This window comes from Streptomyces sp. NPDC058691 (assembly GCF_042714775.1).
Taxonomy (GTDB): domain Bacteria; phylum Actinomycetota; class Actinomycetes; order Streptomycetales; family Streptomycetaceae; genus Actinacidiphila.
Genome location: NZ_JBHXSO010000058.1, coordinates 13,428 through 27,774 on the forward strand (window position 1 = coordinate 13,428; position 14,347 = coordinate 27,774).

At 72.7% G+C, this 14,347-nt stretch carries 15 protein-coding genes; 7 read left to right on the forward strand and 8 right to left on the reverse strand.

Annotated features, from left to right (window positions below; genetic code table 11):
* Positions 1-83: 83 nt before the first annotated feature.
* Positions 84-2,045: an N-acetylmuramoyl-L-alanine amidase gene (locus tag ACFWVC_RS31275; protein ID WP_384295085.1), complete on the reverse strand. Its 1,962-nt coding sequence runs from the start codon at positions 2,043-2,045 to the stop codon at positions 84-86.
* Between the two features lie 426 nt (positions 2,046-2,471).
* Here ACFWVC_RS31275 and ACFWVC_RS31280 point away from each other — a divergent pair, with 426 nt between their 5' ends.
* Entirely contained in the window at positions 2,472-3,269 is a 798-nt protein-coding gene (locus ACFWVC_RS31280) for a hypothetical protein (RefSeq protein WP_384295087.1), read from the forward strand.
* A gap of 16 nt (positions 3,270-3,285) precedes the next feature.
* On the opposite strand, the gene ACFWVC_RS31285 is transcribed toward ACFWVC_RS31280, so the two are convergent.
* The 3 genes from ACFWVC_RS31285 to ACFWVC_RS31295 are packed head-to-tail and all read right to left on the reverse strand — an operon-like array spanning position 3,286 to position 5,297.
* Positions 3,286-3,777, reverse strand: a complete 492-nt coding sequence (locus ACFWVC_RS31285; RefSeq protein WP_384295091.1) for a nucleotidyltransferase domain-containing protein — start codon at positions 3,775-3,777, stop codon at positions 3,286-3,288.
* Entirely contained in the window at positions 3,777-4,373 is a 597-nt protein-coding gene (locus tag ACFWVC_RS31290; protein ID WP_384295095.1) for a GNAT family N-acetyltransferase, read from the reverse strand. The genes ACFWVC_RS31285 and ACFWVC_RS31290 overlap by 1 nt, the downstream gene beginning before the upstream one ends.
* Before the next feature lie 57 nt (positions 4,374-4,430).
* The gene (locus tag ACFWVC_RS31295) at positions 4,431-5,297 is read right to left on the reverse strand and encodes a DUF1684 domain-containing protein (protein WP_384295101.1); all 867 of its coding nucleotides are present in this window, start codon (positions 5,295-5,297) and stop codon (positions 4,431-4,433) included.
* A gap of 172 nt (positions 5,298-5,469) precedes the next feature.
* Here ACFWVC_RS31295 and ACFWVC_RS31300 point away from each other — a divergent pair, with 172 nt between their 5' ends.
* Positions 5,470-6,294 (forward strand): helix-turn-helix transcriptional regulator, encoded by an 825-nt coding sequence (locus tag ACFWVC_RS31300; protein WP_384295105.1) that lies wholly within the window; start codon positions 5,470-5,472, stop codon positions 6,292-6,294.
* 68 nt (positions 6,295-6,362) lie between these two features.
* Here ACFWVC_RS31300 and ACFWVC_RS31305 read toward each other — a convergent pair whose 3' ends face one another.
* Both ACFWVC_RS31305 and ACFWVC_RS31310 read right to left on the reverse strand, forming a co-directional pair.
* Complete coding sequence (locus ACFWVC_RS31305; RefSeq protein WP_384295110.1) at positions 6,363-7,136, reverse strand: polysaccharide deacetylase family protein; 774 nt, start codon at positions 7,134-7,136, stop codon at positions 6,363-6,365.
* Positions 7,133-7,393 (reverse strand): hypothetical protein, encoded by a 261-nt coding sequence (locus ACFWVC_RS31310; RefSeq protein WP_384295115.1) that lies wholly within the window; start codon positions 7,391-7,393, stop codon positions 7,133-7,135. The genes ACFWVC_RS31305 and ACFWVC_RS31310 overlap by 4 nt, the downstream gene beginning before the upstream one ends.
* Before the next feature lie 171 nt (positions 7,394-7,564).
* Here ACFWVC_RS31310 and ACFWVC_RS31315 point away from each other — a divergent pair, with 171 nt between their 5' ends.
* The 4 genes from ACFWVC_RS31315 to ACFWVC_RS31330 all read left to right on the forward strand — a co-directional run bounded on the left by ACFWVC_RS31315 (position 7,565) and on the right by ACFWVC_RS31330 (position 11,313).
* Entirely contained in the window at positions 7,565-8,740 is a 1,176-nt protein-coding gene (locus ACFWVC_RS31315; RefSeq protein ID WP_384295194.1) for a sensor histidine kinase, read from the forward strand.
* A complete protein-coding gene (locus ACFWVC_RS31320; RefSeq protein WP_384295118.1) occupies positions 8,728-9,402 on the forward strand; it encodes a response regulator in 675 nt (224 codons plus the stop codon). Before ACFWVC_RS31315 ends, ACFWVC_RS31320 begins: the two co-directional genes overlap by 13 nt.
* A 97-nt stretch (positions 9,403-9,499) precedes the next feature.
* The gene (locus ACFWVC_RS31325; RefSeq protein ID WP_384295121.1) at positions 9,500-10,411 is read left to right on the forward strand and encodes a helix-turn-helix domain-containing protein; all 912 of its coding nucleotides are present in this window, start codon (positions 9,500-9,502) and stop codon (positions 10,409-10,411) included.
* Between the two features lie 74 nt (positions 10,412-10,485).
* Positions 10,486-11,313 carry an SAM-dependent methyltransferase gene (locus tag ACFWVC_RS31330; RefSeq protein WP_384295124.1) on the forward strand — a complete coding sequence of 276 codons (828 nt, stop codon included), beginning with the start codon at positions 10,486-10,488 and terminating at the stop codon, positions 11,311-11,313.
* 36 nt (positions 11,314-11,349) lie between these two features.
* Here the strand turns inward: ACFWVC_RS31330 and ACFWVC_RS31335 are convergent, their stop codons facing one another.
* Positions 11,350-12,102: an SDR family NAD(P)-dependent oxidoreductase gene (locus ACFWVC_RS31335; protein WP_384295128.1), complete on the reverse strand. Its 753-nt coding sequence runs from the start codon at positions 12,100-12,102 to the stop codon at positions 11,350-11,352.
* A 176-nt stretch (positions 12,103-12,278) separates the two neighbouring features.
* Between ACFWVC_RS31335 and ACFWVC_RS31340 the strand changes: the two genes are divergently transcribed.
* Entirely contained in the window at positions 12,279-12,869 is a 591-nt protein-coding gene (locus ACFWVC_RS31340) for a TetR/AcrR family transcriptional regulator (protein ID WP_384295131.1), read from the forward strand.
* A gap of 27 nt (positions 12,870-12,896) precedes the next feature.
* Here ACFWVC_RS31340 and ACFWVC_RS31345 read toward each other — a convergent pair whose 3' ends face one another.
* Positions 12,897-14,117, reverse strand: a complete 1,221-nt coding sequence (locus tag ACFWVC_RS31345) for a threonine synthase (RefSeq protein WP_384295137.1) — start codon at positions 14,115-14,117, stop codon at positions 12,897-12,899.
* Between the last annotated feature and the right edge of the window lie 230 nt (positions 14,118-14,347).

Genomic DNA, 14,347 nt, shown 5'->3' on the forward strand with positions numbered 1-14,347 from the left:
TTGTTTTGCCCCGCTTTTCCTGCCCCGGGGGTGTCGCCCCCCGCTGCGGGGGCGGCGGCCCCCACCCCCAGGCTGGTGCCATCTCAGTGACCGGAGCCGGGGTCGTTGTGTGACGGGCGGGACGTCGCGGTGACGTCGCCGGCGTAGACCAGGGCGGTGCGGTGGTTGTACTGGATGGTGTACATCTTCTTGGCGCCGAAGACGACGGTGCCGGAGGACTTGAAGTAGTCGTCGGTCAGGGCGGGAGCCGCGGTGGCGACGTAGGCCTGGCCCGACGGGATGGTGTACATGCTCAGGGCTGCCTGGGTGGAGGGGGACAGGCCCGCGGGGTACTCGGCGGCGTCGGGGTAGCTGGAGCCGTAGACCTTCACGGGCGGGGAGGCGGGGGTCTGGCCGCTCTTGACGATGGTCACGCCGCGGGCGGGGACGGTGTTGCAGCCCTTGGGGTTGTGGAACCAGACCTTGGAGCCGCTGTACCAGATCGCGGTCCAGTCACCGTCCTTGCCGGCGACGACGAACTGCTGCCCGGCCTGGGCGGTGCTGCCCCAGTCGTTGATGCGGTCGGTGCCGGCGGCGCCGGAGTGGATCGCCTGGTCGCCGAAGAGGGGCGCGCTGTCGCTGGGGGCGGTGCGCAGGTAGACGAAGTCGGAGGGCTGGGTGACCTCGGTGCAGGCGGTGGTGGCGCCGGTCGGGTCGTCGGAGGGGCAGATCTGGACGGTCTGCCGGTTGTCCGCGAAGCCGGGGGCGATGGTCACCACGGTGCCCCAGTCGCCGACGCCGTGCTTCCCGTGGACACCGGCGCCGAGCAGATCCATGAAGTGCTCCCAGTCCCAGGACGGGCCCGGGTCCCAGTGCATGCCGGAGACCGTCGCGGACGTGGGGCCGACAACGTTGTCATGGCCGAGGATGTGCTGCCGGTCCAGCGGGATGCCGAAGCGGCCGGCCAGGTACGTCACGAGGTCCGCGGTGGCCTGGTACTGGGCTTCGGTGTACCAGGTCGCGCCGTGGGCCGCGTACCCCTCGTGCTCGATGCCGATGGAGTGCATGTTGGTCGAGTAGTTGCCCGCATGGAAGGCGAGATCCTTGGTCGGCACCATCTGGGTGACCGCGCCGTCCGCGGACCGCATCACGTAGTGCGAGGCGCTGCCGCCGGCGGCCTGGAAGGTGGCGATGGCCGAGGCGTAGGAGGACTCGGTGTCGTGGATGACGATCGAGTCGATCCGGATGCCGTTGACGGGCCGGTCGGACACCTGCCCGTTGGACGGGGCGGCCGGAACGAAGGTGCAGTCCACCGTCGCCGGGCACTCGGTGTCCGCCGTCGCCGCCGCCTTCAGGCCCAGCTTCGCCAACTGGCCGGTGGCGGGCCGGACCTGCGGCATGGCCGCCAGGTCGACGCGCTGGCCGTCGGTCGTCGTGCGGGCGGCGCCCTTCTTCACCGTGGCGAAGACGCGGTCGGCGAACGCCTGCGCGCCCTGGCGCTGCGAGGACTGGCTGTAACGGGCCACCGCCCCGTACCAGTCGCCCGGATCCTTGGAGGTGCCGCCCGCCGTGGCCTTCTGGTAGGAGGCGAGCAGCGCGGCCCCGCCGCGGATGTTGGCCGCCGCGTCCGTGCGCAGCTGCCGCTCCGGCAGGCCGGTGAGCTTCGCGGCGGCCCGCAGGGTGTGCAGTGCGGGGTCCGCGGCGAGCTGCGCCACGTCCGCGCGCCCGGCCGCGCCGGCGTCGCCGCCGGCCATCATGGCGGGCGTGACGTCGGTGAGGTGCATCGGGCCGTAGCCGCCGCCCGCGCTGTGCTGCCCGGCGTGCCCGTCCCACGCCGACTCCTGGTACGCCACCGCCAGCAACACCCGCGCCGGCACGTGGAACTCCGCCGCCGCGGCGGCGAAGTCCCCCTGCCGCGCGGAGTCCGCGGGGGCGTGCTCGCCGCTTGCCTGGGCGGTGAGAGGGATGGCGACGGCACCGGCGACCGCCAGCAGGCCGGTGGCGATCAGTACGCCCGGACGGCGCCGTGAGGCGTGTCGTCGACGTACAGCTGTCTCTGTTGTCATACGAAGTATCCCGAGTCTGGACTGATGGGGGCAAACCGCCCGCCAACACTGTGATGTGACGCGACAAGGCATTCGGGAAGGCGTGGGGATCGCTCACGGCGCGTGCCGTTGCCCGACGTTCAACCGCCGGCGTCGCCGCCCGCGCCCGACGTCGCTGTCGAGCCATGCGAAAAGTAGCAGACAGTGTTGTCGTCGGCGGCGTCGGCCTCGGGCGCAAGTGGACTGCGGTAAGGATGGTTTGAGAAGATTTGAGGGGATTTGGAGGGCGTGTTGAGTGCTTCCCGTGTCCGGAGACCGGCAAGTGCACACCGAATCTCCATAACACTGTTTGACACTATTGAATCGCCGGCGGACGGGCAACGACCTCCAGAGGACCCAAGTCCCGCCGCGGCGGCCGATGTCGGACCCGCCTGCGACACTGCGGTCATGTCACTCGCCGAGCTCTCTTTCGACCGGTGGCGGTCCTTCGACCTGCCGACCGCACGACGCGTCGCCCTGGATGCCGCGGATCTGGTGGGCGGTCGCGTCGCGGCCGTCGCGGCCGTCGAGCATCTCGCCGCTCCGCTGCACCGCGTGCGGATCGAGCGGCAGGCGCAGGAGTTCGCCCTGATACCCGGCGGCACGGTGACCGTGGGCTTCGACCTCGATTCCTGGCAGCCCACTCCCGAGCAGTCCGCCGACTACGCCGACAGCCTGGAGCAGGGCTTCGGTCACGGCCCGGATCTGCGGGCGCATCTCGCGGAGGTGTTGAGCCCCCGCCGCACCGTCACCCTGGACACCGTGCTGATGGCCGTGGAGGACGAGTACCTGACCGAGTTGCCCGAGGACATGCCGGCCGTCCTCGCCGCTCGCGGGCTGCGCATCCCGACCCCGGACGAGTGGGAGCACGCGTGCGGGGCCGGCGCGGGCACGCTGTTCCACTGGGGGGACGACTGCCCCCTCGACCGCATCCCCTACGGGGACCGCACCGGCCCGCAGCACCGGCTGAGCGCCTTCGGCCTGCGCATCGCCCACGACACGTACCGAGCGGAGCTGACGACCGAACGCACCGCCGTCCACGGCGGCGACGGTGGCGAGTCGGTCTGCGGCGGCTACGGCACGCTGCTCGCCTGGCTGCCCCTCGCCACGGCCAACCGCAACCCCGGCATGGCCGAGTTCGTGCACAGCCCGGAGAGCGAGAGCGTCTGCGAAGAGTTCTCCGTCCGGCCGGTGCTCACTCTCTGACCGGCGTGGCCGGGCCTCAGAAGTGGGTCGTGATGCCGAATACGCGCCGGAGCTGGGCCATGTCGTGGAGGTCGTGGCCGGCCGGCTCGTAGCCCTGGTGGAAGTGGACCTGCTGTTCGGCGGAGAGGCAGGGGACCGTTGTTCCCCGGATCGTGCCGGTGGTGAAGCACGAAGCGGGATAGCGGAAGGGGCGCTCCGGGTCGGGGGAGGCCTGGACCGCGGAGCCGTCCGCCGCGAAGACCAGCGGGTGGAGATCGAGCTCCCGCCCGCGGGGTTCGGCCATGACGAAGCGCACGGGCCGCCAGTCCAGGGTCTCGGCGAACCCCGCGGCCGCCAGGGCCGCCACGACGGCCGGCTCCTGCTCCGCGCGGTGCATCAGGTCCAGGTCGCGGTGCGGACGCGTCTGTTCACCGACGAGGGCGTCCACGCCCCAGCCGCCGCCGATCCAGACGTCCGCCTCCGCACGCCGGAGGACGGCGAGCACGGACAGGACGTCCGCGGCCGTCATCATTCCGGACCCGCCGGTGTCACGACCCCGCCGACCGGCCGGGCCGGTACCTCGAAGACGAGTTCGCGACCGTCCTCCTCGTCCCACTGCTCCCCGACCTCGACGAAACCGAAGCCCGAAATCGTGGCCAGGGAGGCCACGTTGTCCGGTGCGATCGTCGCCCGCACGGTCCTGACGGACGGGTCGGCCGCTGCCCGGCGCAGCAACTCGGCCAGGGCGGACCGGGCGTATCCCCGGCGACGGAAGCGGGGAGCGACGGAGTACCCGATCTCGACCATGCCGGTCTCGTCGGGGGGTCCGTGGAAGCCGGCGTGTCCGACGACCAGGCTCTCCTCCCCCTCGTCCCCCACGACCGCCAGCCGCGCCATCCAGCGCGCATGGCCGGGATCGGCGGCGATCTGGTCCAGCCGGTACCGCCACAACCACCGTGCCCGGTCGGTCACGAAGTACTCGGTCAGCGGGACCCCCGCCGCCTGGCCGGCTTCGGACAGGTCCCCGTCGAGCAGGAGGGACATCACCGCGCCGGACAGCTCCACAAAACGGACATGCTTCGGGCTCCGCGCGAGCGGTCCCCGGTCATCGACTTCATCGGCCACCCGCGGATGGTCCCCGACCGACCCGAAGCACGTCCAACGATTTGTGGGCGGCGGCGTTCAGCCTCGGCCGCCGCGTTCGAAGGGGATCTTCTCGCCCGCCTCGACGGCCACGGGAAGGCGGTTCCCGGCCGGGGGGAGGGGGCAGGTGGCGAGGTCGGTGTAGGCGCAGGGCAGGTTGGCGGCGCGGTTGAAGTCGAGGCGGACGCGGCCGTCGGGGCCGGGCGCGTCGATCTGGAGCGAGCGGTTGGCGGCGTAGGTGGTGACCCCGGACGTGGCGTCCGTGAAGAGTGCCATCAGGCTGCCGGGCCGGAAGCCGTTGAACACGGTGAGCCGGTACGTCGCGCCGTCCAGGTCGAACTCCACCTGGCCGGGCGAGTCGTAGACGTGCTCCAGGCCCTCGACCGCGGCGCCCACGGTCACGGCGCGCGGGGTCTCGAACGGCACGAAGCGTCCCTCGCGGGCCCAGCGGGGGTCGGGGGCGTAGGCGGGGGTTCCGGTGAAGGCGGTACGGAGGGAGTTGCCGGGGTGGCGCGGGCGCACGATGTTGTGTCCGCCGCGCTTGGCGACCTCGATCACCGCGTCGCCGTGGCCCACGTACAGGCTGTCCCGCTCACCGATGACCCCGAAGTCGTGCCGCCCGCGCACCGCCGCGCCGTCCACGGTCAGCTCCTCGCCCTCGGCCAGGTCGACCACCACGCGGTCGTCCGCGGCCGACCATGCCCCGGGGGCGTCGTCGAAGCGCTCGGGCTCCGGGCCGAGCCAGCGCAGGCTGGTGATCGCCAGAAAGCCGTGCGGCCCGGCGAGTGTGTCCTCCTTGGCGCGGTGCCAGCGTTCCCACTCCTCGGCGAAGGCCGTCGAGGCGGCAGGCGCGGTCGGCTCGCTCGATACGGTCGGTACGGTCGATGCGGTGTCCTGCACGGTCATGTCCGCTCCTTCGCCCGGGGTGTGCTCCATGCCACTCCCTACAACCCCGCCCGCCCGGCGCGTCATCCCGGGGCCGCCGCGCAATTCCCGGCGGCCCCGGAATAGCGTCGCGCCCGCCACGGGTTGCAGCGGTGACGGGAGGGGGACGACGGGCGCCGAAGGGAAGTTGCCAGTGCGACGAGACGAGCTGGCCCGGTTCCTGCGCAGCCGCCGTGAGGCGCTCCAGCCCGAGGACGTCGGCCTGCCCCGGACCCGGCGGCGGCGCGCCGAGGGCCTGCGCCGCGAGGAGGTCGCGTCCCTCAGCCATGTGTCCACCGACTACTACAGCCGGATCGAGCAGCAGCGGGGGCCCCGCCCCTCCGAGCGGATCATCGGGGGGATCGCCGAAGGGCTCCGGCTCTCCCCGGACGAACGCGACCACCTCTTCCGGCTCGCCGGCTACGCCCCGCCGCGCCGCGAGCCGGAGGCCGACCGGGTCAACCCCGGTATCCGGCGGATCCTGGACCGCCTGGTGGACACGCCCGCGCAGATCGTCAACCACCTCGGCGAGACCCTGGCGCAGAACCGGCCGGCCCGGCTGCTCGTCGGTGACCAGACCCGGTACACGGGCCTCGCGCGCTCCCTCGCGTACCGCTGGTTCACCGACCCCGCGACACGGCTGCCCCTCCCCGCCGAGGAGCACGCGCGGCACAGCCGGACCATCGTCGCCCAGCTCCTGGCGGCCCACACCCGCGACGCCGCCGACCCCCGCGTCTCCGCCCTGGTGGACGCGCTGCTCGACACCGGCCCCGAGTTCGCCGCGCTGTGGCGCGAACGACCCGTGCTCGGACCGTACTGCGAGCCCAAGACGATCGACCACCCCGACGTCGGCACCCTCCGGGTCCGGGGCGAGAGCCTGGCCGACCTCGACCAGTCGCAGATCCTGACCGTCTTCACCGCCGACCCCGGCAGCGCGAGCGAGGAACGACTGCGGCGGCTCCTCGGCGACCGGGCCTGACGAGCACGTCGGCCCCGGATGCCGGTGTGCCGCCGCGAACGGCGCACCGGCATCCGGGGACGTACGGATCAGGGGCGGTAGACCACTCCGGGCCGCGGGACGGCCGGGGCGAGCAGCTGGGAGAAGGTGACCAACGTGTATCCCCGCTCGCGGAGGGCGTCGATGATGGCGGGCACGGCCGGGACCGTTCCCTTGTACCGCTCGTGGAGGAGGATGACCCCGTCGCGGTGGGTCTGGTCCAGGACGCGGCGGATGATCGTCTTGGTGTCCGTGGTGGCGTAGTCCTTCGCGGTGACACTCCACAGCACCTGCGCCAGACCGAGCCGTTTCATGACCGCGGACACCTTGTCGTCGGTACGGCCCTGCGGGGGACGCATCAGCGTGGGGGCGTGTCCGGTGATCGCCCGCACCTCCTGCTGCACGGGGACGAGTTCGCCGGTGATCCCCTTCTCGTCCAATGCGGTGAGGTTCTTGTGCGACCAGGTGTGGTTGCCGATCTCGTGGCCCTCGCGGGCCATGCGCAGCACCGTTTTCGGATAGGTGTCCGTGTGGCCCTTTCCCTGCACGAAGAAGGTGACGTGGACGTGTTTCTCCTTCAGGATGTCGAGCAGTTCCGGGGTCGGTCTGCTGGGACCGCCGTCGAAGGTGAGCGCGACGCACTTGTCGGTGCCGCAGTCGACCGGCCGCTGGGGATCCTGGGTCCGCGTCGCCTGCGCGTCCTCCCGCGCGTCGCGCGGGGAGGTCACCCCGTGGAGTGTCCCGCACGCCGCGACCGATGCCGCGGCGGCCGCGGTGGCCAGGGCGACGGCGGTGCGGACGCCGCGTCCGGTCCGCGGACTCACGAGCCCAGGTCTGCGGATGTGCGCCGGACCCCTCGGCGGATGAGGGCCGCGGCAGCCAGGAGCAGGACCAGGCCCGCCGCGAGCACGACGGCCGCGCCGAGTCCGGGCACCTGAACCAGGGCCAGGGTCGCGTGAGCCCAGATCCGCTCGACGATGCGCTCGGCCGCGTAGACCGTGACGACGACTCCCAGGAGCGTGGCCACCATGGCCGCGATTTGTGTCCGGGAAAGGTTCTTGGAGAATTTCTCGAGGTTCATGGCCTTCACGTTACGGAAATGCGGTGCCGGTGAATTCGGCCATGGGGAGATGGTGTCGAGGCCGAAAGAACCACCAGGTCCGGGCGCCTGTCATCCTTTCGTACATGAATTCCTCGCGCATGTCGTCAGGAGTTGGCGGGCGGGCGAGGCGCCCTTACGGTGGCGAGCGTGATGGACCTTCGGCAGGTGTGGCGCGAGTGGCCGCGTCTCGGGGACGGGCTCGTGGCGGCCACGGCCGCGGCGCTGACCGTGCTCGTGGTGCGGGCCGACGCGGCCGGTCTGCCGCTGTATCCCCATCTGTCGGCGCACGCCGCGCTGTCCTGGCTCCTGCCGCCCTTCTGGGGGGTGGACGCCGGGGGCATGGCCGTGCCGCTGCTGGGATGCGTGGCGCTGTACTGGCGCAGGCGATGGCCGGTCGCCCTGGCTCTGGTGCTCGTCGTCCTGGCCACCGTGTGGCCGACCGACGTCCCGTTGCTGGTGGCGCTGTTCACCGTCGCCGCCCGCCGTCCGGGCCGGGTCACCGCGGGGGTCACCGCCTTCGCGCTGCTGCCGGTACTGGCGCGGCCGTTCGTGACGGCCGTCCTCAGCCCCCTGACCGCGGCCACGGCGGTGGCGGGGGCGGCGTTCGTCGGGGGCACCGTGGGCTGGGGCCTGTGGGTCGGCGGCGTGCGGGAGCGGGAGTCGCGTGCCGAACGCGAGGCCGGACTGCGCGCCGACCGGGCCCGGCAGCAGGCCCGCGAGGAGATCGCCCGGGAGATGCACGACGTCCTGGCGCACCGGCTGACGTTGCTGAGCATGCACGCCGGTGCCCTGGAGTTCCATCCGGGTGCCCCGCCGGCGCAGGTCGCCGAGGCCGCGGGCGTGATCCGGCAGAGTGCGAGCCAGGCGCTGGAGGACCTCCAGGACGTGCTGCGGGTGCTGCGCGCCCCCGTGGTGAGTCCGCACGCCGAACCCCCGCAGCCCTCGCTGGGCGACCTGCCGCGACTGATCGAGGAGACGCGCGCGGCCGGTGCGACGGTGGAGGTGCACCAGGAACTGGAGGACCCGGCCACGATGGACCCGGCCAGCAGCCGCACCGCCTACCGCGTGCTGCAGGAGGCCCTCACCAACCACCGCAAGCACGCCCCCCGCACGCCCGTGAGCCTCACCCTGACCGGGGGCCGGCGCGCCGGGCTGACCGTCGGCGTCGCCAACCCCGTCCAGCGGGAGCCCGCCGCGCGCGGGCCCGGCTCCGGGCAGGGCCTCATCGGCATGAACGAACGTGTGCACCTGGCCGGCGGGCGCATGAGCCACCGCCATACCGCGACCGGCTTCCGACTCGACGTCTGGCTGCCATGGACAAGATGACCCGCCTCCTCATCGTCGACGACGACCCGCTCGTCCGTTCCGGCCTGCGCCTGATGCTGTCCGCCGCGGACGACATCGACGTGGTCGGGGAGGCCGAGGACGGCGCCGACGTCCTGCCGTCGGTCGAGGCCCACCACCCCGACCTCGTCCTGATGGACATCCGCATGCCGCGCATGGACGGGCTCGCCGCCACCGCCGCGCTGCGGCGCCTGCCGCAGGCTCCCGAGGTGCTGATCCTCACGACCTTCACCACCGACGGTTACATCCTGGGCGCGTTGCGGGCCGGAGCGGCGGGCTACGTCCTCAAGCACACGCCCCCGGCGCAGATCGTCGCGGCGGTGCGCAAGGTGATGGCGGGGGAGCCGGTTCTGTCGCCCGCCGCGGTCAAGCAGCTGATCGACGCCGTCACCGGCACCGCGCCGGACGCTGTCGCGGACGGCTCCGAACGGGACCGGGCCGAAGGGCTGTTGCGGCTGCTGGGGGACCGCGAGCGGGAGGTCGCCCTCGCCGTCGCCCAGGGCCGGACCAACGCGGAGATCGCCGCCTCGTGCTTCATGAGCCTGCCGACGGTCAAGTCGCACGTCTCCCACATCCTGACCAAGCTCGGCCTGAACAACCGGGTCCAGATCGCGCTGCTGGTCTACCGCGCCGGGCTGGTCTGAGCGGCGGAGCGCCGTTCCGCCGTTCTCCGCGGTGGGCCTGCGAGGGCGGGCCCGGCAGTGGAACACTGGTCCGGACGAGTCGTTCAGGGGAGTCGAGATGAGCGCTGCTGGGCGGCCGGGCGGCGAGTCCGCGGCCCGTTCCTGGACGGACACGCCCCAGGGCGGCCCGACCGTGCTGCGCATCGTGCTGGGGACGCAACTGCGCCGGCTGCGGGAGGACCGGGGGATCAGCCGAGAGGCCGCCGGGGACGCGATCCGCGCCTCGCACGCGAAGATCAGCCGCCTGGAGCTGGGCCGGGTGGGCTTCAAGGAGCGCGACGTCGCGGATCTGCTCACCCTGTACGGCGTGGGCGACGAGCAGGAGCGCGGTGAACTGCTCGGCCTCGCCCGCCGGGCCAACACCCCCGGCTGGTGGCACCAGTACGCCGACGTCCTGCCGGGCTGGTTCGAGACGCACATCGGTCTCGAGGAGGCCGCGCACACCATCAGGACCTACGAAGTGCAGTTCGTGCCCGGCCTGTTGCAGACCGAGGCCTACGCCAGGGCGGTCACCCGGCTCGGCCATCCCCGGGCCACGGAGAGCGAGGTCGGGCGCCGGGTCGACATGCGGATGACCCGTCAGAAACTGCTGGACAGGCCGGGTGCACCCCGCCTGTGGGTCGTGCTGGACGAGGCCTGTCTGCGCCGGCCGCTGGGCGGGGTCGAGGTGATGCGCGGTCAGCTGGAGTATCTGATCGAGGCGGCCACACTGCCCCATGTGACGCTGCAGATCGCGCCGTTCGACGTCGGCGGCCTGGCGGCGGCGGGCGGGCCGGTCACCATCCTGCGCTTCTCCGAACCCGCGCTGCCCGACATCGTCTACCTGGAACAGCTGACCAGCGCCCTGTACCTGGACAAGCAGGAGGACGTGGAGCACTACCTGACGGTCATGGACCGGCTGGCGGCGGAGGCCGAACCACCCCGCAACTCCGCCCGGTTGCTGGCGGGCCTGATCGACCGCCTCGGCTGAAGATCGACACGCCGTCGGATCCGCACACTATCCTTGCGCCCGAGGGTGGTTGAGCGGCGGCGGCGTGGAGAAGGATGGCCGGCATGACGGATCAGGACTCCTGGGTCGATCAGACGAAACCCAGCATCGCGCGCGTGTACGACTACCTGCTCGACGGCAAGGACAACTACGCCGTCGACCGGGAGATCGGCGACGTCTTCAAGCGGGACATGCCCGGCTCCGTGGCGATCGCCTTCGCCAATCGCGCCGCGCTGATCCGCGCGGTGCGGGAGATCGCGACGACCACCGGTGTGCGGCAGTTCCTCGACCTGGGCAGCGGTCTGCCGACGGCGGACAACGTCCACCAGGTCGCGCAGCGGCACGCGCCGGGTTCCCGGGTGGTGTACGTCGACAGCGACCCGATCGTGCTCGCCCACGGCCGGGCGCTGCTGGAGGACAACGACGACACCCGGGTGATCCAGGCGGACGTGCGGCAGCCCGAGGGCATCCGCGAGCACGCGGACACCCTGGAACTGATCGATTTCAGCCGCCCCGTCGCCGTCATCTTCAGCGCGATCCTGCACCACGTGAACGACGACGAGGACCCGGCGGGCATCGTCGGCTACTGGCGCGACCAGGTGCCGTCGGGGAGCTACTTCTTCGTCAGCCACTTCCGGTCGGGCAACAACCCGCAGACCGTGGAGGCCGAGCGGGTCCTGCAGCAGACCTTCGGCCGCGGCCGGTGGCGTACCGACAAGGAGATCGAGGGCCTGCTGGAGGGGCTGGAGATCCTGGAGCCCGGGGTCGTTCCCGCGGCCCTGTGGCGGCCCGAGGCGGCCGACGCCTCGCAGATCGGCCAGGCCGAGCGGGAACTGACCGTCTGGGAGCACCTGATCTCCGCCGGGCTGGCCCGGAAGCCGTAGTCCGCGGCGGCGGACCGGCAGGGGCCGGTCCGCCGCTCAGACCTGGACCTGGCCGCCGTCGGCGAAGTACTCGGCGCCGGTGACGAACGAGCTCTGCGGCCCGGCCAGGAAGGCGGCCACCGCCGCGACCTCCTCGGGCCGTCCGACGCGCCCCAGCGGCGTCTGGTCCGCGAGCGCCGCGTGGAAGGCCTCGGTGGTCATGCCGTTGAGCCCGGCCAGGCCCTCGATGCCGGGCGTGGCCGTCGGGCCCGGGGTGAGGACGTTCACCCGAACGCCCCGCGGCGCCAGTTCGGCCGCCCAGGTGCGGCCCAGATTGCGGATCGCCGCCTTGGACGCGGCGTACAGGCCCATGCCGGGGACGCCCTGGACGCCGGTCGTCGAGCCGAGCAGGACGACCGACGCGCCCTCGGCCAGCAGCGGCAGCGCCTTCTGGACGGTCAGCAGGGTGCCGTGGACGTTGACGCCGAAGACCAGGTCGTAGTCCTCCTGCGTGGCCTCCGCCAGGCTGCCCACGACGCCGAGGCCGGCGTTGGCGATCACGGCGTCCAGGCGTCGTCCGTCGGCGCGGATGACGTCGACGACGCGGTCGAGGTCGGCGGCCCGGGACACGTCGCAGGGCACGGCGACCGCGGCGGGGCCGATCTCCGCGGCCGCCTTCCTGAGTTCGTCCTCGCGCCGGCCGGTGAGGTAGACGCGGGCGCCGTCGTCGGCGAGGCGCTGGGCGATCGCGCGTCCGATGCCGCTGGAGGCTCCGGTGACGAGGGCGGTCTTTCCGTCCATGGGAGGCATGGCGGGAGGTCCTTTCGGGGGAGGCCGGAACGCGCGAGGGGGAGTCCGCCGTGGTCCGGCCGTGGGGGGAGCGGTCGCGTCACGGAACGCGTCCCGGGCGGGACAGGTTCTTGACGACCTGGTCCAGAACCTATCCGGTTATGGACCAAGGCGTCAAGAATTGGTACGGTGACGCCATGGCACGACCCCGAAGCTTCGACGAGGACCAGGTACTGCGCGCCGTCAGGGACCGGTTCTGGTCGACCGGCTACGCGGGGACCAGCATCGACGACATCCTCCGCGACACCGGGCTCGGCAAGGGCAGCCTCTACGGTGCCTTCGGCGACAAGCACCAGCTGTTCCTGCGCGCCTTCGGCGACTACTGCGACGGGCTCGTCAAGGCCGTCGGCGGCCGGCTCGAAGGCCCGGACAGGGGAGCCCTGGAGCGGCTGAGCGGCCAGGTGCGGGAGATCGCCGCGGCGACCGCCTCGGATGTGTCCCTGCGCGGCTGCCTGCTCGCCAACGGCGCGGCCGAACTCTCCGGCCGCGACCCGCAGGTCGAGGCGATCGCCCGACGCACCTTCGCCGCTCTGGAGGGGCTCTTCACCTCCTGCGTCGCGGCCGCCCAGCGGGCGGGCGACATCGACCCCGATGCCGACCCCGCCCGCCTCGCCGCCCTCCTGCTCGCCGTCGTCCGCGGTATCGAGGCCCTCGGCAAGGGCGGCAGCAGCCCGGAGTCCCTTCACGCCATCGCCGACACCGCCCTGTCGCTGCTGCCCCGCCCGTAGGCCCGACGCCTCGGCCGCCGCCGGGTTCTACGGGATACGGTCGGTGAGCTCCAGGACCGGCGGATCGGTCCTGAAGGTCTCCGGATACTTGGCCGCCGCGCCGGTGTTGAGCACCACGACCTCCTCCTCGCCGGACAGCCAGCCCTGTTCGCGCAGGACGCGCACCGCCGACAGGGTCGCCGCTCCCTCGGGGCAGAACAGGGCGCCGTCCGCGGCGGCACACGCGTCACGGTCGGCGAGCAGTTCCTCGTCGGTCACGGCGACGGCGTGGCCCTTGGTCTCGTAGAGGGCGTCCAGCACCATGAAGTCGCCCAGCGCCTTGGGGACGGTGATGCCGAACGCCACCGTGCGCGCGTCCTGCCAGGGCTCGCTGGTCCGTTCACCCTGCTCGAAGGCGCGCACGATGGGGGCGCAGCCGGTGGACTGGACGCTGACCAGGCGGGGCAAGGGGCCCTGGAGCCAGCCCAGCTCGCGCAGTTCGAGCAGGGCCTTGTGGATGCCGATGAGGCCGACGCCGCCGCCGGTGGGGTAGACGATGACGTCGGGGGCGCGCCAGCCGAGCTGTTCGACGATCTCCAGGCCCATCGTCTTCTTGCCCTCGATGCGGTACGGCTCCTTGAGCGTGGCCGCGTCCATCCAGGTGCCGGGGTCGGCCTTGATCCGCTCCGCGACGAGCCGGCCCGCGTCCCCGATCAGCCCGTTCACCAGGTACAGGTCGGCGCCGGCGGCCGCGCATTCGGCCCGGGTGATGCTGGGCGCGTCCACGGGCATGGCGATCAGGGCCTCGAGGCCGGCGCGCGCGGCGTAGGTCGCCCACGCCGCACCGGCGTTGCCGTTGGTGGGCATGGCCACACCGCGCGCCCCCAGCTCGCGGGCCCTGGCCACGCCGACCGCCGCGCCGCGGGCCTTGAAGCTGCCCGTGGGCACCAGTCCCTCGTCCTTCATCACCAGGCCCGGGACGCCGATGGCCTCGCCGTAGCGCGGCAGCGGCACCATCGGGGTCATGCCCTCGCCCAGGGTGACAACGTTTTCCGGGTCGCGGACGGGCAGCAGCTCGTGGTAGCGCCACAGCGTCGGCGGGCGCCCCGCCAGGTCCGCGGGGGTGAGCGAGGAGCGCAGCCGCTCCAGGTCGTAGCGGGCCAGCAGCGGTGAACCGCAGGCGCAGAGGTTCTGTATCCGGTCGGCGTCGTGGCGGCGGCCGCACCGGGCGCACTCCAGGTGCGTCAGCGTACTGAAGGGCAAGGTCATGGCTCCCTTCCTACCTCGCGAGGGCGGGTGAGGGGAACACCTGCCATGGTCGTGTGTCCACGACGCCGGGTACCGGGAGCCGAGGCGGCCGGTGCCGCGGAGGCCGCCGGGCCCGCTGCGAGGAGGGCGGGGGAGCGGCGGCCGGGCCCGTGGCCCGCCGCGACCGCCCGCGGCGGCGACTTCGGTCGGCCGCCGGTGCGGCGATCCACGACACGACGTACTGGTCGCTC